At 66.7% G+C, this 20,029-nt stretch carries 13 protein-coding genes and 1 other annotated feature; of the genes, 4 read left to right on the top strand and 9 right to left on the bottom strand.

Annotation, left to right across the window (positions count from 1 at the left end; translation table 11 throughout):
- Window positions 1–31: 31 nt before the first annotated feature.
- Window positions 32–772 (bottom strand): hypothetical protein, encoded by a 741-nt coding sequence (locus tag ACWPQI_RS00735; RefSeq protein WP_474738595.1) that lies wholly within the window; start codon window positions 770–772, stop codon window positions 32–34.
- Window positions 773–961: 189 nt separating this feature from the next.
- Here ACWPQI_RS00735 and ACWPQI_RS00730 point away from each other — a divergent pair, with 189 nt between their 5' ends.
- Complete coding sequence (locus tag ACWPQI_RS00730; RefSeq protein WP_474738594.1) at window positions 962–2,044, top strand: DUF4238 domain-containing protein; 1,083 nt, start codon at window positions 962–964, stop codon at window positions 2,042–2,044.
- Window positions 2,045–2,332: 288 nt separating this feature from the next.
- Here ACWPQI_RS00730 and ACWPQI_RS00725 read toward each other — a convergent pair whose 3' ends face one another.
- The 6 genes from ACWPQI_RS00725 to ACWPQI_RS00700 form a co-directional block, all read right to left on the bottom strand.
- Complete coding sequence (locus tag ACWPQI_RS00725; RefSeq protein ID WP_474738593.1) at window positions 2,333–2,911, bottom strand: hypothetical protein; 579 nt, start codon at window positions 2,909–2,911, stop codon at window positions 2,333–2,335.
- Between the two features lie 387 nt (window positions 2,912–3,298).
- Window positions 3,299–4,330 carry a Fic/DOC family protein gene (locus tag ACWPQI_RS00720; RefSeq protein WP_474738592.1) on the bottom strand — a complete coding sequence of 344 codons (1,032 nt, stop codon included), beginning with the start codon at window positions 4,328–4,330 and terminating at the stop codon, window positions 3,299–3,301.
- Window position 4,331: 1 nt separating this feature from the next.
- On the bottom strand, window positions 4,332–4,520 hold the full coding sequence (locus tag ACWPQI_RS00715; RefSeq protein WP_304434385.1) for a hypothetical protein: 189 nt from the start codon (window positions 4,518–4,520) through the stop codon (window positions 4,332–4,334).
- Window positions 4,521–4,603: 83 nt separating this feature from the next.
- Window positions 4,604–13,423, bottom strand: coding sequence for a helicase-related protein (locus ACWPQI_RS00710; RefSeq protein WP_474738591.1), 8,820 nt, complete (start codon window positions 13,421–13,423; stop codon window positions 4,604–4,606).
- A 377-nt stretch (window positions 13,424–13,800) separates the two neighbouring features.
- Window positions 13,801–14,433: a hypothetical protein gene (locus tag ACWPQI_RS00705; protein ID WP_474738590.1), complete on the bottom strand. Its 633-nt coding sequence runs from the start codon at window positions 14,431–14,433 to the stop codon at window positions 13,801–13,803.
- 182 nt (window positions 14,434–14,615) lie between these two features.
- A complete protein-coding gene (locus tag ACWPQI_RS00700) occupies window positions 14,616–14,804 on the bottom strand; it encodes a hypothetical protein (protein WP_474738589.1) in 189 nt (62 codons plus the stop codon).
- A gap of 292 nt (window positions 14,805–15,096) precedes the next feature.
- Here ACWPQI_RS00700 and ACWPQI_RS00695 point away from each other — a divergent pair, with 292 nt between their 5' ends.
- The 3 genes from ACWPQI_RS00695 to ACWPQI_RS00685 all read left to right on the top strand — a co-directional run bounded on the left by ACWPQI_RS00695 (window position 15,097) and on the right by ACWPQI_RS00685 (window position 17,520).
- Window positions 15,097–15,450 (top strand): type II toxin-antitoxin system RelE/ParE family toxin, encoded by a 354-nt coding sequence (locus tag ACWPQI_RS00695; RefSeq protein WP_474738588.1) that lies wholly within the window; start codon window positions 15,097–15,099, stop codon window positions 15,448–15,450.
- Window positions 15,451–15,455: 5 nt separating this feature from the next.
- On the top strand, window positions 15,456–15,761 hold the full coding sequence (locus ACWPQI_RS00690; protein ID WP_474738587.1) for an XRE family transcriptional regulator: 306 nt from the start codon (window positions 15,456–15,458) through the stop codon (window positions 15,759–15,761).
- Between the two features lie 485 nt (window positions 15,762–16,246).
- Window positions 16,247–17,520, top strand: a protein-coding gene (locus ACWPQI_RS00685) for an IS3 family transposase (protein ID WP_119699219.1) whose coding sequence is annotated in 2 segments (ribosomal slippage) — window positions 16,247–16,523 and window positions 16,523–17,520 — 1,275 coding nt in all. Because the reading frame shifts where the segments join, the coding sequence is not laid out codon by codon here.
- Window positions 16,519–16,650 (top strand) — a sequence feature (AL1L pseudoknot). (Overlaps the previous gene by 132 nt.)
- A 602-nt stretch (window positions 17,521–18,122) precedes the next feature.
- Here the strand turns inward: ACWPQI_RS00685 and ACWPQI_RS00680 are convergent.
- Both ACWPQI_RS00680 and ACWPQI_RS00675 read right to left on the bottom strand, forming a co-directional pair.
- The gene (locus tag ACWPQI_RS00680; protein WP_474738586.1) at window positions 18,123–19,520 is read right to left on the bottom strand and encodes an NAD-dependent succinate-semialdehyde dehydrogenase; all 1,398 of its coding nucleotides are present in this window, start codon (window positions 19,518–19,520) and stop codon (window positions 18,123–18,125) included.
- Between the two features lie 50 nt (window positions 19,521–19,570).
- Window positions 19,571–20,029 carry a hypothetical protein gene (locus ACWPQI_RS00675; RefSeq protein WP_474738585.1) on the bottom strand — a complete coding sequence of 153 codons (459 nt, stop codon included), beginning with the start codon at window positions 20,027–20,029 and terminating at the stop codon, window positions 19,571–19,573.

Here is a 20,029-nt window from a genome sequence, read left to right as displayed (position 1 = left end):
CCAGAGGGCAGGTTGGGAAGTCTCGTGGGCATCACGTCGTATTCGAGTGGTGTCGCGAACTGCCGGTACTCGATGAACCCCGAATTCGGTACGGACTCTGGAGCGCCATCGAGGTGAAGGCACACGCCATGATAGGGAAGATCCGGACGGGACGTGACTTTCCTACGGATACCGACAGGGCCTTTTCGTTGCTGGACAGGAACGCCTCAACCACTTCGAGCGTGCTGTCGGGATTCGTGACTCCCGTGGTGTGCCACATGAAATCGATGGCTACTCGCGTAGTCCGCTGTCCCGCAGGAATCTGCAGTACTTGGATGAGTCCGGCGATGGCAGCGAGCTCCTGCTCAAGCTCTGCCATGCTGGCGTCAGATCCATTTCGGGCGAGAGTTTTTAGTCCCCGTTCCTCCATCTTGCGGAGCAGCGGAGTCAAGCGCTCCTCCAAGCCACGGAAGACCACACCAAATTCGCACATCACCGCCCAGCTCTCAGAGAGGGAGGAAGTGTCGAATCCTTTGAACCGCTTAGTGTACTGGTGATAGGAACTCCGAAAGTCGGAGTTGGTGATCGACCCAACCTCCAGGACGCCGATGAGCTGATGGGACTCACTGGCGGTCTCGGACCTGCCGAAGACCTGGTAGTCGACCATTCCATTCTCACTACCGTCATCGTGCGGTGCCAGCCTCACGGGCGAGTTGTGCTCGATGATGCTACGAGCGAGCAGCTCAACCCGTGATTCTTTCTTTTGCGCACGCCCTTTGCGAGGCACCACCATGTCCTTTCTGTCGTCGACTGAGAGCCACTGGTAAGCCGACGGCAACGGCGGACGTGCTCCCGGGCTCCTGTTGTTCGGGCGTTGACGTTACCGGGGCTCGACCTGGCATCCCCGTCACGGCGCGGACCCAGCCCGCCGAGAACGCCCGGCCCCATTCTTGTGTCGGATACCGGCGTTACAGTGCGCGCTGTGCAGGTCACCAGCAAGTGGATCACCGACATCGAGATCGAACGGTCCAAACAGCGCACCCGCGGCAATGCCCAGCGCACCCGTCGGCACCACTTCGTGCCCCAGATGTATCTGAAGCGCTGGAGCGACGAACACGAGCTGGTGCGGTTCACCGACACCGTGACGGGCGCCGGCGATATTGGCCTTCCGGAGGCGATTGCCAACAAGGAGTTCTTCTATCGGATCGTCGGCGAGGACATCGATCCCGACGAGCATCCGGACCTGTGGTTCGAAACCCACATGGGTCGTATCGAGGACAAGGCCGCTGGGTGGTTGCGTGCTCTTGATCGGCTCCCCGACGGCCGCGTGAAGGATCCGAACCTGCTGCACAACCTGGCGGTGTTCATCGCGCTGCAGAGTCAGCGCACGCCGCGCAGTCGCGCCTTCGAACTCGGCCTCGATGCTGCCCTTCAACGGTTCGACGCCCGGACTGTGATCGACGACCGGCTGGCGCTTCCCTTGATCTGTCGAACACTCGGGATTCCCTACAGTCCACAACAGCATGCCGAGATCGTCGAACAGATCCTTGCTCGCCCGGACTTCAGTTCCGATCCCACCGCGAAGGCGATCGACAACAGCATCAAAGTCTGGCGCAACCACATAGTCCCGATGTTCGCCTTTCGGCGCCGCTGGTGGCTGGTGAGCTCGCAGATCGCGCTGATCACCTGTGATGAGCCGGTCGTTCCGGTTCAGGTACCCGAGTGGCCCCGTACTCGGGTCGCCCGGTTCGATTCTCCGCTCCTGCTGTATCCGATCGGTCCCCATCGTCTTCTTGTCGGAACTCTGACCGATCAGGTCTTGACCGCACCGTTCGCTCTCACCGCGACCGAAGCCGAGGCCGTCAACGTCGAGATCGCGGCGCACTGCCTACGGTTCGTGTACGAACATCCTGGTGGCGACATTGGCGCTCACCTCTCGCTCCCGCCGATGCCGGAGTTCGGGCCGGCACAGGCTGCCACCTTCTGGGAAGCCATGAGTCCGCCGACGCGGTGGAGCGACGCGGCGAACCCACCATCGTGGCCCCTCCAACGCTGGACTACCTGACCTGCAACGCCGACAGCAGGAATCCGAGTAGCCTTCGCCCATTCGATTCACCCGGCGCCCCGTGCTCACCGAGCTTCGAAGACGGCGTCACCGCGCTCGTTCTGGCGAACGCCGCGAAAGAATCGGCCACCACCGGCAAACGGTCACCATCGGCAAGGCCCGACACGACGATTGTGTCCGAGGGCCCTGAGATTCCCCTTCTTTTGATCAGCGGGGATCTCAGGGCACCGGACACGCGTTCGCAGGCGTCACGCGATAATCATCGTCTGTCGAACTTAGCCAAGTGAGCTACAGCTGCTCGAACCCCTGAAGGGTGAGGGTGTCAACGAGCTGCGCGCCTTCATCGGCCACGTAGTGATAGACCAGCTCAGCACGGCACGTGCCGCTCACCCGCACGTTGTCCGTGTCCCAGTCAGGATCGATCACGCGCCACGGAACGTCATGGGGAACGGTGGGAAGCTCTGCCTTCAGAACGCATGCTTCCCATCTGACGTCGGCGTTGACTTGTGCCTCGCCGATGGTGGTACCGCCTTCGAACTCTTCATGTTCATCGACGAACAGAGTGTCCAAGTCATGGGTGACGGCCACGATATCGATCGGTCCCTGGGTGATCGCAGGGATGTCTACCTCGAATGCGCCTCCACTGCCTGCATCGACGTCGAGTTCTCGGTCGAGCAACTGCTCGTCACCGGCGATACTGCTGCTCACCAACTCTTCGATGCTTGAGAACATCCAATCGGCCGCCTCAGCGGCCTTCGTGGCCTCGTGCTCGGCAGTAACGATCTTCTCAGCCTCGCGGTACGTCAGGTCCGGGTGCGCGGCAAGGTATGCGCGAACAGCCTTCTTGCGAGCAGAATCCTTTGTCATATTGGTCCTCCAACCACTGTTCAACGCGCGCAGCAGCCCGCATCCACTGCACGCGGAAGTGCGTTGGATGATGGATTTCGCAGATCCTGTGGACCTTGCCCTCAGACGTCGTGTGCGATGCGGGCGCACGTGACTCGGGTGAAGCCATGCGAGACGGCTCAAGATCAAAGTTAGCAGACGTCAGCAGTCCTTGCAAACTCGCGCGAGGTGTCCGTAAGGATTCCCGGTGCTTAAGGTAGGCGCGCTCGATCTCTCGACAGAAGGGCGTCGGGCGCCCTGGAATAGGTGCACTACAGTCCGGTTCAGCGGATCGGGGGGCCGCTACTCCTCAAGCCTCGGCTCGGGAGCTCGCTAGGGTTCTCGGCCCGGACCCGGTGACCTGGTGGGTCACCGGGTTCGAGGAGTGGTGGCTCCTCCCCTCAGTGCCGGGTCGACCTCGGCCGGAAGGACGAGGAATTCGGCCATGCGCTGGCTTTCGATGATGCTGCCGATGCCGCTGTCCCCGGCGGTGGCCGGGTAGACAGGATCCGGCGTGGATGTGTTGCGGGCGAGGTCGTGGACGGAGCATGGGTGGCCGGACGTGGCGGCGGCGATGGCGTGGAGATCGACGCCGTGGTCGATGATCGGGCCGATCGGCAGCGGATCGGTGGTGTCGGTGATCGCTTGGTCGAGCACGTCGCGCATCAGGCGGGTGTCGCCGGTCTGCATGTATTCGAAGCGGCCCCAGACGAACTGCTCACGTAGGTCCCCGACCAGGGGATTCGACCGCAGTTCGGCCTCGTCCACGGTTGTGAACCGGTCGGTGTCGAGGGTGTAGCCGGCCTCGGCGGACAGCTGTCGGAAGAAGGCGAACTGGGTTCGGGTGTTGCCTTCGCGGAAGGGGTGCACGTAGTTGATGCGCAGCCACACCGTGGTCAGCTCGTCGAGGAAGGCATCGCGGCCTCGGCCGCGCAGGTTGTCCTTGGCGGCGATGCGGTCGAGGACGGCGGTCGCGGCCTCCGGTACTTCGCGGGCGGTGAAGTAGGCGTGCCGGGTTTCGGTGACGCGGTCTTGGCCGGCGCGGATGGCGGCGACGTCCGGCCCCATCTTGACCATCGGCCAGTCCCGCGGTGCGGTGCGCAACTGCCCGGCCCAGGGGTAGATGTCCTGGAACAGGTGGTGGTGGATGCGCTGGAAGTGCGGCAGATCGAACCGGCCGGGGATGGGATGGTCGGCCAGTTCCTGCATTCGCGAGTAGCTGGCGACGCCTTCGACGCGGTGTACGACCTCGGCGTCCAGGATGCCGTGGGGCCACCGCGGTGATTGCAGGAGCAGGTTCTTCATGACGGCGCGGCTGGTGTCGGGCATCCCGTCGCGGTGCCAGGCGATCGTCTCGGGGATGAAGTAGTCCAGCCACTCTCGGGAGTATCGCGGGGCCATGTCAGTCGATCTCGTAGCCGGCCTCACGAGCGATGATCCTGGTGACGTCATCGACGGTCTTGGTGCCCCGGATCAGGTCGACCAGCAGCTCTTTGTCACCGTCGCTCATCTCGCGGCCTTCGATCGCCATGATCGGTTCCATCGCGGCAAGGGCGGCGCGGGCTTCGGCTTCGGTCTTGCGTGGTGTCACGGATTCCCCTGGTCGGTGGTGGCGGTGGGGCAGAACCGCAGATCGGTCCAGCCCCACCGGTGGTGTCGAGCCTAAAGGCGCGGTCAGACGGCTCGGCCGTCTTCGTATCCGCCGTCATATCCGGCCTCGTACTGCGGCGGCGGGTCGGTGTGCCGCTGTTGCCGCACTGCGGGGCTGTGCGGGTCGGGATGGCGCAGCGGTCGCACATCACCTGCGGCCCGCAACCCTTGGGCGAGGGTCTCGTCGAGTTCGAAGGCGTCCGCGGCGTCGGCGCCGACCGTCTCGGTCGGCTCCACGATCACGTCACCGTCGAGTTCGATCACGGCCTCGGTGGGTTCGACCCCCGCGTCGACCGGCTCCGTCGCTGTGGGGGCGGCGGCGTTGTCGCGGCGTTCGATGCTGGTCTGGTGGATCACCTCGCGGGGGATCTGCCGGTCGGCGGCGAACGTGTCGACCATTCGGCTGCCGATGCTGAAGGCTTCGCCTCGTGTGTTGACCGCGTCGCGGTCGATACCGCCCTCGCCGTCCCAGGCTTCGAGGTGCCATTGCCTCTCGTCCCAGGACACCTGGGCCCCGGGTCGGCCGGTGCCGGTGTCGAAGCCGTACTGCCAGACCGCTTCGGTCTCGTCGACCGCCACCCACGGCTGGGCCTTGCGATTCGCGTCGCGCTGCTCGGCGCCGTCGAGCCATTCCTGCCGGGCGGCGGCCATGCGCGCCGGCACCGAGGCGATGAGGTCGGACTTGCTCATGCCGCGGTGTTCGGCCCACGCATCGGTGGGGTTCAGGTCGAGGGTCCACTGCGGGTACTGCCCGTCGGCGGCCCGGCGCTCGCGTTCTTCGCGGGTTAGGCGTAGTGCGTCGGGGGAGTTCTCGCGGGCGTTCACCTCCAGGCGCAGCTCTTCGGCCCGCAGTTTCGCGGCGTCGAGTTTGTCTGTCTCGGTGAAGGCGAGTTCCGGTTCGGCCTCGGCGTCGGCGAGTCGGCTTCGGTTGTGTTCGATCCTCGCTTCGATGACGGGCACCTGCCGGGTGGCCTTCTCGGCGAGATTGCGGAGGGTGGTCAGCATCCCCTGCGCCCCACTGGCTTTCTCGACCGCGTTGAGGAACCGGTCGCGTTCGTACCAGGCGATCTCCTCGCCGACACAGATGTAGAACTGGCCCAGGACCTGGGTGTAGCCGAGTTCGAGGGGCACACCGTTAATGGCCCCGAACACCACCTCGTCGTTGGTGCGGGTCACCTCGTCCTCGAGCCGGATCAACGTCCCTCGCAGCGCGTCGGCCAGATCGGCGGTCTCCGAGTCGGGGATCGCGGCGTGGGGGAAGTGCCAGATCTTCTTGGCGCGGTCGTCGATGCCCGTCCACGCGGCGAGCTTGTCGACCATCGCCCGGACTTCGGGCAGCCGGTTCTCGTCGGTGGTGATGGACTTGCTCAAGGCACGGATCGCGGCGCTGCGGGCGGCGTTGGCGTTGAGGACGGCGTCGCGGCGGGCTTCGAGGTCGGCGACCTGCTGGTCGGCCTCGACCTGCTCGACGAAGACCGGATCGCCGGTGGCGGCGGCCTTGCTCTGCGCCCACGAGACCGTCAGATCCCCGCCGAGGTCTTCCATCGTGGGGGGCACGTCCGCCTTGCGGATCATGGCGACGAAGTTCGATTTACGCGCCACGTACTGGTACATCATCGCATCAAAGGAGCGGCGGGCGACCATGTTGACCACGCGGACGCTCTCGTGGACGTTGCCCTGGCGGATGATGCGGCCGAGGCGTTGTTCCATGTCGGCGGCGGTCCACGCCGGGTCGAGGTTGATCATCTGCTTGAGCGCCCGCTGGACGTTCAGGCCGGTGCCGCCCTTCTTGGTGGAGGTGAGCAGCACCCGGATCCGCCCGTCCGCACACGCTTCGACCAGCCTCGCTTTGGCCTTGGGGCCCTCGTAGTCGTGCATGAACGCGATTTCGTCGGGTTTCATGCCCCGAGCGACCAGGGCGTCGCGCAGCTCGGTGTAGAGATTGCGTGCCCGGGGGCCGGCTCCGGCCTTGGGGGTGCCGCGGTCGCAGAACACCAGCTGGAACACCCCGGTCATCTCGGGGCCGTACTTATCCGCCGGGATGCGCAGGTCGGCGTGGTCGGTGTGGACCTGCCAGATCAGCTCGGCGGCGTGCTCGATGCGGCTGTGCTCCGGCTCGGGAGGGGCGAGGTTCGCCAGCGAGGGGTGCATCGTGAGGTTGCGCCCGTCGGTGGCGATCTTGAGGCTGTTGTCCAGGTCCATCCGATCGCCGCGGATCGTGCTCATGCGCACATCCAGGTCGGCCATCGCGTCGAGGGCGTCTTGGCCCATGTCGAACTCCACGATCTGCGGCGTGCCGCCGTCGAGGACGGGCAGGCGCACCGGGATCTGATCGGCGGTCACCACGTCCCGGAACTGGTCGAACATCGCCACCAGCTGCGGCACGTTGGCGTATTCGGCCATGCGAGTCTTCATCTGGATGCGGGTGGCGGTGGCGTTCATCTCCGCCACCGACACCGGCTTGGCGAAGGTGCCCGCCCAGTTGTCGATGCGCCCGAGACCGGCCTCGTGCAGCAGGTCCGGGCGCAGATACTTCATCATCACCCAGATCTCCGACAGCGAGTTGGTGATCGGGGTGCCGGTGGCGAACGCGATCGCCTTGGCCGGCGCGTGCGGCATCCCCTGCTCGGCGTTGCGCACGCGGGCCTGCTCCCGCAGATACTTGGCTTTCATCTCCAGGTCGGTGGCGCGCTGGGAGCCGGTCGGCACCGACAGGTCGGCGCTGTTGGACGGGCGGGTGAGGTTCTTGTAGTCGTGCGCCTCGTCGATGAACAAGAAATCGCAGCCCGATTGCTCGAAGGTCAGCCCGTCGTCGGTGGCCTTGGCGTCGATGATCTTCTCGATGCGCCCTTCGGCGGCCTTGATCGCGTTCTCGATCTGCTTGACCGTGAACTCCGCGCCCTGGGTGTTGGCGGCGTCGAGAGCCTGCTGTAGTTCGGCGATTTCGCTGTCGAGGTACTCGATCTGCGCTTCGCGGCGCATGGCGATCTTGCCGAACACCGACTGCGGCACGATCACCAGATCCCAGTCCCCGACGGCGCTCTGCCCGACGAAGCGCTGCCGGTCCTCGCGCCCGTCGAGTTCGGCGGCGACGAGGATGTTCGCGTTCGGGTAGGCATCGCGGGCCTCGACCGCCCACTGCCCGAGCAGGTGGTTCGGCACCACGATCCACGGCTGGCGTACCTGCCCGAGGCGTCTGGCTTCCATGCACGAGGCGGTGATCGTCAAGGTCTTGCCGGCCCCGACCACGTGGTCGAGCAGGATCGTCTCGTCGTGCAGGAACCGCTGCACCGCGGCGGCCTGATAGTCGTAGGGCGTGTACTTCGGGTTCAGGCCGGGGAAGGTCCTGCTGCGTCCGTCGTGGACCGGTTTGACGAACGAGTTGTAGCGCTCGTTGAAGGTGGCGGCCAGGCGCAGATAACGGTCGCCGTCCTCCCACAGCCACTTCTCGAACCGCTCGGCCAGCGCACCAGCGGAGGCGTGGGCCTGTTCGGTGAGCCTGACGTGGAACCGCGGCTTGGGGGAGCGCTCGAGCTCGTCGGCGGTCTTGGTGACCTGGATGGGTTTGTTGTTGGCGAGCAGCTCGAACATCTTCACGCCAGGGAGCCGGCCGGTGCCGTACTTGTCGGGATAGCCGCTGGAGAACTCGTGGCGGCTTTTCTGGTCGGTGGAGATCTCCCAGCTGCCGCTGATCTCGTCGTGTTCGACGGTGAGCCGGTCCGGGCGCAGCCCGAACTCCTGGACCAGGAACGCCCGGTAGTCCTCGATCGGCACCCAGGTCGCGCCGATGCGCACCCCGATGTCGGCGGGGTCCACATCCGCCGGCACCACCGATTCCAGGGCCTGCACCAGCGGGGCGTAGCGGGGATCGGTGGCAGCTTTGACCTGGGCGAGGGTGAGTTTGTCGCGGACCTGCCCGGACAACGCGACGGTGGCCAGCTCCCACTGCCCGTCGGCGTGCAGGGACGGATAGATCCGGCCCTGGGCCTGGTCGAGGGCGTCCTCGACGGACAGGTTCAGCAGCTCGGCGACCCGGTGCGGGGCGATGTGCCCGAGTTCGTCGAAGCAGATCGCCAACGCCTCGTCGAGGTCGGCGGCGCCGGTGGCCTTGTCCTTGAACGGGGTGGTGTCCTCGGTGAAGATCGCCGTCTTGGTCGCCACCGCCTCGCTGCCGTCGAAGCGCGACTGGAAGTTCTCGATCGCCAGCACCATGCCCAGGCGTGGATCACGAGCGATCGCGCCCTGCAGATGCGCGGAATACCGCCGCGGCTGCGGCTGCTCGGCCGCCTTCTCGCGCAGCTCCTCGAGCACCTCGGCGGGAATCGACCCGGTGTACGGTCCGGCCTCCTTCGGATCCAGCCCGTCGGCGATCGCTTCCTCGCGGCCGGTCTTGATCCGCCACTCGGTGATCGCCTTGTCCAGGCGAGCGGCGATCTTCTCGTCCGACAGCGGGGTCGGGTCGGTGAGCTTGAACCGGTTCAGCGGCCCCCACCGGCGCACATAACCGTCGTAGAGCGAGTTCAGCCGGCCCCGGATCACGTCACGGTCGGCGACGGTATGCGTGCGGGAGCGGCTGGCCTCGGACAGCTCCATGACCGTCTCACCGAGAGCGATGAGCACCTTCCACTGCCGCGCCAGGTCCTTGCCGCGGCAGCCGACCTCGGCCCAGCCGCGGCCGAGGGTGAACTGCTCGAAGCGATTCTCGGTCTCGTGGAATCGCATCGCACCGGGCAGCACCTCGTTGGAGTCGAGGTCGGCTCCGGTGCGCAGCCCCGGCGTGGTGAACGCTTCTACCTGCACCGGATCGGGGGCCGGGGCGGTGAACCCGAGACCGCGGGCGACGGCCCGGTCGATGAGCGGATCGAGCTGGGTGCGCAGCTGCTCGGCCAGGGCGGCGCCGGTGTGCGCGGTGACCCGCAGCGAGCCCCCGGCATACATGCCACCCCCGACGGTGAGGGTGCCCAGCACCCGCTCCGGGTACTTCGCGAAGTAGGGGTTGATCCAGGTCCGCGTGGTCTCGCCGGTCTTGGCGTCGATCGCGGCGACCTGCACGGCGGGCTGTGCCCATTCGAGGGTGTCCTCGGTAAGGGTGGCTCCGTCCTCGCGGCGGCGGAAGACCAGCACGTCGGTGACCACGTCGGTGCCGGCCTGCCGGTCGAACGCGCCGGTGGGCAGACGCACCGCACCGATCAGATCACCCTTCGCGGTGATCGCGGCGCGTTGTTCGGGGCGTTTGGCGTCCGAGGTGAACATGCTCGTCACCACGGCGACGTAGCCCCCGGGGGCGGTCAGGGCGAGGGATTTGGCGATGAAGTGGTTGTGGATCGCCAGACCGCCAGGGTTGTGGATCGGATCGACGGGCGCGAACTTGCCGAACGGGACGTTGCCGATCGCCCCGGTGAAGGTGCCGGCGGGGGCGAAGTTGCGTTCGAAGCCGTGGTTGCGGATCTGCTGCGAGGGATACAGGTAGTGCGCGATCTTCGCGCTGATCGGCTCGATCTCGACGCCGACCATGCGCACCGATGCCGGGGCGGTGCCGACGAAATGACCGGCCCCGCAGCCCGGTTCGAGCACCAGGGCGCCGTCGGGCAGTCCGGCCCGCGCCGCCGCCCGCCACAGTTCGGCGACGATCGCCGGGTCGGTGTAGTGGGCGTTCAGGGTGGTCGCACGGGCCTGCGCGAACCCCTTGTCCCCGAGCAGATCGAGCAGTTCGACGTGCTCGTCGCCCCACTGCGCGAGGATCTTCGCGCGGTTGTCGAAGACCTCCGGGACCGCTCCCCAACCGGACCACTGCGCCAGCACCGCCTGCTCGTCGGCGGTGGCCGGTCGCTGCTGCTCGTCGAGCCGACGCACCAGACGCAAAGCGGCGATGTTCGCCCGCACCCGGGCCTTCGCCCCGGACGGGACCAACACGTCGGTGCCGAGAGTGAAGTCCCGCGCCTCGACGGTCGGCGGGGCCGGACGCACCACCGCAGCCGCGGCCGCGGAGTCGGTGTCCGGGTGCGCCTGAACACCACCGATCTGCGGGGCGGGTTCGCCGGTCTCGGCGACAGCCCCCGGCCGCTCGACCGCGGCCGCAGCGGTGGTCTCGCGTTGCGGCTGCTCAACCGTGGTCTGCGACTCGGCGGAAGCATCGGCAGCGGCGTACTGGGCGGCGGTGGCCGGGGAGAGGTAGACGTATCCGCCGGATTCCTTCCGTGCCTTGACCAGACCACCGCCCCGCCACAGAGGGCTGGTCAGCGGCTCGCCGTACTCGGTGTTAGGAACGACCAACTCGTCCGCGGCCGCAACCGGTTCGGTCTGCGCCGCCTCTTCGGCCGGCTCGGCGGCAGCCTCCGGCTCCGGTGCCGTCTCAGGTTCCGGTTCGGGCGCGGGCGTCGGTGTGGCGGTCGGCCCGATGTGGCCGACCGCCAGAGGATCGGTGAGCACCCACGAGGGCGCGGCACCGTCGATGCCGGCCGGGGGAGGGTCCGACGGCTCGGAGGGAGCCGATTCGACCTCTTCGAAGATCACCGCGCCTGTGTCCTCGACCGCAGGCGCTACGACTCGGGGGGACGGCGGCGGGACCTCCTCGATCGTCGCCGGTTGCTCGGCCTCGGCGGTCGGTGTGCTCTGCTCGTCCACCTCGACCGACGTGGTCTCGGCGTCGGCTTCCACCTCCGCGGCGGCTTCGGCGAGCGGTTCCGGCTCGACCTGGCTTTCGGCAGCGAGAACGGCGCGGGCGTCGGCGATCGCGTCCCGCATCGTCAGCGCGGGGCGGGGCTCGCCGTCGACGTAGGTGATGTGGTCGCTGCTGTTCGGTGCCCACCCGGAGCGGATCGTGACGTGCCGGCCGTCGGGATCACCGACGACCACATCTCCGGCCCCGGCGAAGGTCAGGTCGGTGGGGGTGAGGCTGTAGAGGTCCTCGCCTGCGGCCCGAATCTCGCGCAGAACCTTCGGGTCCACATCGTGACCGAGGGTCCACTCCAGATCGACCCCGAGGGATTCGAGCAGCTCGACCTCGGCCGGGACATCACTGCGCAGCTGCTCGATGATCCCGCGGCGCACGTCCTCGAGGAGCGAATGGGCGGCCACGAAGCTGCCGGACTCGTCGTACTTCCACAGCAGATCCGACCGGGCCGCAGCGTGATGGAACTCGTTGTTCCGAGCGTAGGCGATCGCCCTGGTCACCACGGTGGCGCGGGCCTGGGCGTAGGGCCGGTAAATGCGTTCGATCCACTCCGGGATCGGCTTGGCGCGGGCTTCGAGCAGCGCACCGATCGCCACCCGCGGATTGTGGCCGGCGGTGATGGACGAGCTGCCGCCGTCGAGGGTGTATGCCCACCCGTGAATCGAGTAGTGCTGCACCCTCGATTCCACGTAGTCCCGCAAGCGCAGCTGACGGAATTCGCCGGTAGCGACGAACCCGGCGGACACATCCGATGCCTGGGGTTGCGGCAGGTTCGGGATGATGTTTCCGCGCAGCTCGGCAGCCAGACGCTCGGGGGGAATGCCGGCGGTGGCGGCGATCAGATCGGGGCGTTCCTCGGCCATGACCGCGAACGCGGTCTCGATACCGAACTCGATCAGATCAGTGCGGGTCCACATCGGCAGCCCCGCCCACGACCCGACCAACGGGTCCCGGCGCAGCTGCAGGGTCATCCACGCCGTCCACTCCCCGGCTGTGCCCTGGTCCCAGGTCAGCTCGGGTCCGTGGAGGCGGTCCCATTCGGCATACGCCCGCTCGTACAGCTCGGCCGGCAACCGGTGATGCTCGAGCAGCACCTTCGCTGCGGCCTGCCGCAGCGGTGAGCCGTCGCGGGCGGCTTCGGCGATCAAGGACTTGGCGTCGTCGCGGGCGACGGCGGGCAGGTAGTCCGGGCGCCGGCCCTCAACGCGTGCGATGAGCCTCGGATCGACGGCGACCTCGGCGACCAAGGCGCTGCGTTCCTCGGCGGTGGCCTCACGGCGTCCCTGCTCGACACCGACGAACCACTGGCTGCGGATCTCGTCGCGGGCCTTGCGGCCGCGCACCGCCCTGATCGCAGCGGCGACCTCGGGATCGACGTCCGGCTGCGGCAGGGTCAGCGGGTCTTCCCGATCGTAGGCAGCCCGACCCCGCGCCCACCACTGCTCGACCTCGACCGTGGCGGCCCGGTCGATGCCGTCCTGCACCGCTTCGACGTGCTCGCTGCGCTGGGCGGGGGTCTCCAGCTCGGCCGGCTCCTGCGCGTCGAGGACGGCGTGGGTGGTGTCGAGGAAGTCCTCCTCGATCGCGCGGTCCTCGCTGGCGCGGGCGTCGACGATCGTGTCGACGGTTTCGGCGGCGACCGGATGCTGCACCGGCTCACCGGTGCGGGCATGCCAGTACGCCTCGGCGGCACGGTGCCCGAGTTCGCCCCAGCGTTTCGGATCCGCCAGGATCGACCGGCACACCACGAACATCTCGTCCGTGAGCGAGGACCGATCGGCCATCAGATCGGCCAGGGCGACCTGGGCCTTGACCTTGAAATGCCCATCCGCCCACGAGAAGAACTGCGCCGGTGTGTTGACCTCGGGGTTCGCGGCGGCATCGGCCTCGGCGTCCGGCTCGGCCAGGGTCTCGAGCAGGCGTCGTTCGACCTCGGCCACCGGATCGATCACCGGCTGCGGGGTCTCGGCCTGCGGTTTCTCGGTCTGGGGCGGTTCGGGTGCCGGGGGAGTGTCCGGTGCGGCCGGTTCGGTCGGTGTCTCGGCCGGGAGGAACATCGGCCCCGTGGGGCGGTCGGTGAACTGGGCCTGCGGGAGGTTGCCGGCCAGCAGCGAGGCGATCAGGTCGTGGGCCTGACCTTTGGTGATGCCGTCTTCGACGACGAATGGCACGTTCGTCTCGGCAGCGAGACGTTCGAGGGTCCGCAACTGCCTGGCTGTGGCGGGGTGCTCGCGCCAGGCCGGCTGCGCGGCCGCGACGTCGCGGACGGTCTGCTTGGGGACACTTTCCGGGTCGATCCCGAGAGCGTGCAGCTCGCTGCGCAGCTGGTTCTCCCGGCCACGCAGCTCCCGCCACTGCCCACGGAGCCGTTCGAGGTGCTCGATCAGCGCAGCGACTCGCTGACCGTTGATGTCGACGCCACGGCCCAGTCCGCGTTCGTGCGCGGTCGCCAGAGCTTTTTTGGCCTCGGCCAGACGATCGCTGAGCTTTTCGCCCTGCGTTTCCAGCTCGACAAGCTGGTCGCGGACTTGCGCCCACTGCGCCTGGATCAGAACGGCAGATCCGGGTCCTGCGGCGGGTTGCGCCGCATTTCGTCCTCGATCAGTGCCGCCAGCTCGTCCGTCAGTGGATCGCGGGAGGTCATCGGCACCGGCTGGTTGTCCTCGATCCGCTGCGCGATCAGGGACTTCGCCAACGCCCGGAACCATCCCGGCTTGTCCAGCCACACCCGCTCGACGACCCGCACCGCCGTCGGGTTCGGCCGAACGTTCCGCGTCCGCCACCGATCGGGGTCCTGCGCTGTCCGAGCTGCCCCCCAACGTTCCTCGATCCGCTGATCGAGCCCCGCCTCGAACTCCTCCCGCGCTTCCCGAATCTCGGGCGTCACCTGCGGATACAGCTCGCCCTCCAGCACCATCTCCCGCGCTGCCCGCCAGGCTGTTTCCTTGGTCTGCACCGCGGCCCGGTACGTCGCGTCCGGGGTGGTCGGCGTTGCCTGCTCGAACTGCTCGGCCGCGTCCTCGGTCATCTGCTGCAGGCGCAGCGCTTCCCGGTCGATCCGCTCCTGCTCGGTCGCCGGATCGATCCCCAGCCACTCGACCAGAATCCGCCGGGTCTCGGCCGCGATCGTCAGGTCGATCCCCTCGACCTGCGTGGTGAAATCCTCGCTCTGCGGTGCCATTGTGCCCTCCCTGATCCTCTGTACCGAACGTGTCCTGGTTGGCGTTCTCGTCCGCCACGCGACCTCCTCGACTGCGCCCGACCCTGGGCGGAGTTCCCCCGAATCCGGGAACGTTTCAAGATCGACTCTACCCGATCACTGCCCTCAAAATGCGTCCTGAACTGCGATTACCTACCGTTCCACTACCCGGTACGCGATGGCCGCGGGGCGGCCGCAGCGACCGCCACCACGACGATCAGCGGAAGAACAAGAAGCCCTCCGACGCCGGCTGCCACCGCCCGAACCGGGCGGCCGTAACGGCGATACGACCTGTGCGCACAGAAGAGCGCGGCCAGGATTCCGAGCACATTGAAGATGAGCAGCACAACCATGCGATCCCCTACCTCGATAGGCGCGACAGGCACATCCGCCGTCTCGTCGTCCAGCTGTGCCTACACCAGGGGGCCGACAGCGCCGCGGTCCGCACACGTCCGCAGGCCGGCACAACCCGGACCCCGATGCGGGGGCGGCTTTTATCGGCGCCCCTGCCCGTACCGGGGTCCGCGGAGACGGTGACCGGCGGTACGGCGATCTATCAGGAATACGTCGCATGGTGCGCTGAACCGACCCTCCCCGTACATCACTCCAAAGTGATATCATAGTAGTGTGATACGTTGAGGCGCGATGACATGGGACGTGGACCTCGAATACATCGAAGACTGGCTGATCGACTTGGATCAGGACTCTTACGAGCAGGTCGTGGCCGCGATCGAACTGCTCGCAGAGCGAGGTCCGCAGCTCGGCCGGCCCCTGGTCGACACCGTCAAGGCGTCCCGTCACAAGAACCTGAAGGAACTGCGGCCGGGATCCAGTGGCCGCTCGGAGTTGCGCGTGCTGTTCGCGTTCGACCCGCAGCGCAAGGCGATCTTTCTGGTGGCCGGCGACAAGGCCGGGAAATGGGACAAGTGGTACCGGGTGAATATCCCCCGTGCCGACGATCGCTTCGACGATCACCTGAACCGACTCGAAGGGAAGTGAGATCGATGGGTATCAACCTCGAAGACCTGCTCGCCAAGCGCCCGGTGCGACGGAACTCTGTCGAGGCGCACAAGGCACGGATGCTCGACCAGGTCCGCGCCTACCGACTCAAAGAGTTGCGCAAGGCCCAGCACCTGACCCAGAAGCAGGTGGCCGAGCGGCTGGAGGTGGGGCAGAACCGGGTCTCGACCATCGAGCGCGGTGAGCTCGACCGTATCCAGCTCGACACCCTGCGCCGTTACGTCGATGCGGTCGGCGGCACGCTGCGCATCGAAGTCGAACTCGGCGACGACCGATTCCAGATCGCGTAGCACCGGAGAGCCGGGAAAGGTGTTCCTGCCTTCCCCCGGAGGGGGAGCGATCGTTTGGCGTCCTCTCCCCGTCGCAGGCAACGGCGCACAGCGATCCGTATCCGGTCCGGCGCACCCGGAGGGTGCACGCACAAACCCGCGCAGCAGCAGTGGACCGGTGGGTGAGCCGGCCCCGTGGCCGGTGGGGGCGCGTCGGGTGGTGGCGGCGGCGATCACCTCCCATGAGTCGAGTGGCCCGTAGCCGGTCGAGACCGGCAGCCCCCGCCGGTTCGAGACGCTGTTCGACACGACGACCCACCACCAGGTCGCCGATCCGATCGCCGAGCCACTGCGCCAGCGGCTCGACGAGGTGGCCTTCGGCCACGTCACCGACGAGCCGATGGACGTCGACCTGCTCCGCAAGTTCCTCGCCGGATCATGATCGACCCGATGCCTGAATCGTCCCGGGTTTGATGCACACCTTCTTTCTTGGGAAGGTGAACCTTATGCCGAATGTCTATCCAGCCGAGGTACGGGAGAAGGCCGTGCGCCTGGTCCTCGAGCACCGTGGTGACTACGCCTCGGAGTACGAGGCGATCCGCACAATCGCCGAACGGATGTCACTGAAGACGGAGACCGTACGGGTGTGGGTCCGCAAGGCCGAAGCGGCGGGTGACGGCACCCATGCCGCGTCGGCGTCCGAGGCGGAGATCGAACTGCGGGCATTGCGCCGGAAGAACGCCGAGCTCGAAAAGACCATCGAAATACTCAAAGCCGCAACATCTTTCTTCGCGCGGGAGTGCGACCCGCCACGCAAGTGATCTGCCGATTCATCGCCGAACACCGCGATCAGTTCGGGGTCGTACCGATCTGCCGCGTGCTCACCGAGCACGGGTGCACGATCGCCCCGAGAACCTTCTACGCCTGGCTGGCGCGCCCGCTGTCGAAGCGCGCCTTGTGGGACGCCACCATCACCGCGGTGCTGGCCTCGTACTACGTCGAGCGGGACGAGTACGGCAGACGCAAACCGGAGTCGTTGTACGGCTCGCTGAAGATGTGGGCCCACCTGCGGCGTCAGGGCATCGAGGTGGCCCGCTGCACCGTGGAGCGGCTGATGCGCGTGGGCGGGTGGCGCGGCGCCACCCGGGCGAAGAGGGTCCGCACCACGATCGCGGAGCCGTCGGCGCCGCGGCCACCGGACCTGGTCGACCGGAACTTCCGGGTCGACCGGCCCGATGCGCTCTATGTCGCCGACTTCACGTACGTGCGGATGGTGCCCTGCTTCGCGTACACCGCGTTCGTGATCGATGCGTTCGCCGGCACGATCGTCGGTTGGGAGGTGTCGACGTCGAAGGAAACCGCGTTCGTAGAGCGGGCGGTGAATCAGGCCTGCATGCTGCGGTCGATGCAAGGCAATCCGTTGCGCGAGAGGACTATTCACCACTCGGATGCGGGCTCTCAATATACGGCTCTGCGCTTCGGGGAAACCCTGTTCCTGCAAGGACTTCGGCCGTCGATCGGGTCGGTAGGTGACGCCTACGACAACGCCCTCGCGGAGACGACGATCGGGCTCTACAAGGCCGAGTGCGTCGCCGATGATTCCCCGTTCCGCAAGGGGCCGCTGCGCACCATCGGTGACGTCGAGGAGGCCACCTCGGCGTGGGTGCATTGGTATAACACCGGCCGGCTCATGCATCGTCTCGGGCGGATCCCACCGGCCGAGTACGAAGCCAAGTACTACGCTGAACACGGTGCCGATCAACCGGTCGCACACAAATGACAGTGTGTGCATGAGACCCGGGATGGTTCAATCCCCAGATCCCACGCCACCTGCCGTCGTGGAACTCCGTCCGCGACCAGTCGTCGGATCAACGCCCAATCCTCCACTGAGATCACCCCTCCAATCTGTCCGGGTGGCCTCGTTTTCGAGCGTCGTTATGGCCTCATTTTCGAGCGTCGCCGACAGACCGTTTGTCGATCGCGGCGTTTACCGCACGGCTCTCGTGTCGAGAGACGAAGTAGGGCGGTATGACCTGCGCATTGTCGAAAACCCGTCCCGGGGCGGGCGTCCGGTACCAGCGCGGGGCCAGGTCGAAAATCAACTCCAGCTTCAGCTGTGCTACGGCGTTCTTCCCCCTCAGTATCGAGCCGTTCTGGTGGGGGCAAGGACACGATGAGCATCGGTACCAGCGCGATGCGCCGTGCCCCGTCGCGAGCTCACGATGTCGACGGTGCGGGCAGCACCTATAGTCCTTCGCCATGGGTGGACTAGTGGTTGGCGCTGTACCCGAGAGTATTCGGTTCTCCGAAGGAGCCGGAACTCGGCTCGGCGTACTCGGTCCCCGGAGGCCGCCGTACGGGAGCAGCGCGGCCGTTCCGCGCTCAAGGCGCCACCCACACACTTCTCATGTTGGTGAATTCCCGGATTCCGGCTGCACCGAGTTCGCGACCGTACCCGCTACGCTTGATCCCGCCGAACGGAACCCGCGGATCCGAAGACACTAGGCTGTTGACGAACAGGCAGCCTGATTCGATTCGACTACCAACCTCGAGCGCGTGCTCGACGTCGCGGCTCCATACGCTTGCCGCCAGGCCGTACTCGGTATCGTTGGCAACAGCGATGGCCTCCTCGTCGTCGTGGACTCGGAGGAGCGCGGCGACAGGGCCGAAGGTCTCCTCGGCGACGACTGGCATGTCTCGGGAGACGTTCGTAATGACGGTAGGTGCGAAGTAGTGTCCGTCGCCGTCGATCCGTTCGCCGCCGCACAGGACCGTGGCGCCCTGACGGACCGATTCACGTACTTGACGTTCGATCTGGTCGACGATGTCCGCGCGTGCCAGGGGACCGATATCGGTTTCTGGGGCAGTCGGATCTCCCACCCTCATGCATTCGACAGCCTCGACGAACAGCTGCTCGAATCGATCAGCAACGTCACGGTGAACGATGATTCGTTTGGCGGCGATGCAGGTCTGTCCGGCGCATAGCAGACGAGATTTGGCGGCGTGTGCTGCCGCGGTCTCGAGGTCGGCGTCGGCCAACACAACCAACGGGTCGGAGCCTCCGAGTTCGAGGACGCTCTTCTTCAGGGCCCGACCTGCAGCGGCAGCGACGTGTGTGCCTGCGCGTGTCGAGCCGGTCAATGTCACCGCGGCCACCCGTGGATCGCGGATCAGGCGGTCCACAGTGTCGGGCACGTCATCTTCCGCGATCACGAGGGTTCGCAGCAGGCCCGCCGGAAGTCCGGCGTCGGTGAGCACCCGTTCGATTGCCAGCGCCGTGCCTGTGACGTTGGGTGCATGCTTGAGCAGAACGGTGTTGCCCGCCAGGATCGCGGGCACGGCGAATCGGAACACTTGCCACATCGGGAAGTTCCAAGGCATGACGGCAAGGATGACGCCCAGGGGCTCGTAGACGAGTTGGCTCGACTGTGCGGGCGTGGTGAGGGTCTCGGACGCGAGATAGCCCGGGCCGTCCTGCGCGTACTGCCGGCAGTTCCATGCGCACTTGTCGATTTCGGCGCGTGCTTCCGGAAGGGGCTTGCCCATCTCTCGGGTGATCAGTAGCGCCAGTTCGTCTCGGCGAGCGAGCAGAATGTCGGATACCGTTGCGAGCCGGTGAGCGCGTTCTTCGACGGGGACGGTGCGCCATGCCCCGGTGGCTACATTCGTCTCGACAAGAGACTGTTCGATGTCGTCGGCGGTGAATACCGGGTAGTTCTCCAGGACTTGACCGGTCGCCGGGTTGACGGTGGTGAGCATGCGTAGTTCGGTGGAAGCCACGTTGTTCCTTGGATTGTGTCGTCGAGGGAGGGCTGGGTGTTTCGCCGCCGTCATTCGATGAGGTCCGTAGCGCCGTCCGGGCGGTAGCGTGATCCCCGTTCCACGACGCGCATCAGCAGATCCTCCTCGATGTCGTCGGCGATCTGGACGACTCGTGGCTGCTGGCCGGTGTAGCCGAGTAGGTCACGGACCTCGCTGTTGGTGTAGTAGCCGCCCGCGACTATCAGACAGATCGCCTGGTAGACATCCGGGTCCGACCGTCGCAGCTTCTCGACGATCGCCGCTGGGTCGTCGGCGGATGTCGTCGACCATGCTCGGAGCAGGTGGGGCGTCAGGTCGGGCCGCGCATTGAGAACGAGGTCGAGCTGACCATCCGCCACGCCGGCGGTGCTCGCCGCCGGCATCGGACCGGAGGCGGGAATCAGGTGGTCGGCGATGGTACTGAGCCATCGGCGGCAGCTCTCGGGGACGACGGTAGTGCCGGCGTCGGGCTGGTCGGTCACATGCAT

The sequence above is a fragment of the Rhodococcus sp. LMD genome (assembly GCF_056108245.1).
The sequence above is the reverse complement of the archived record's forward strand: the minus strand, read 5'-3'. Positions and strand labels throughout refer to the sequence as shown.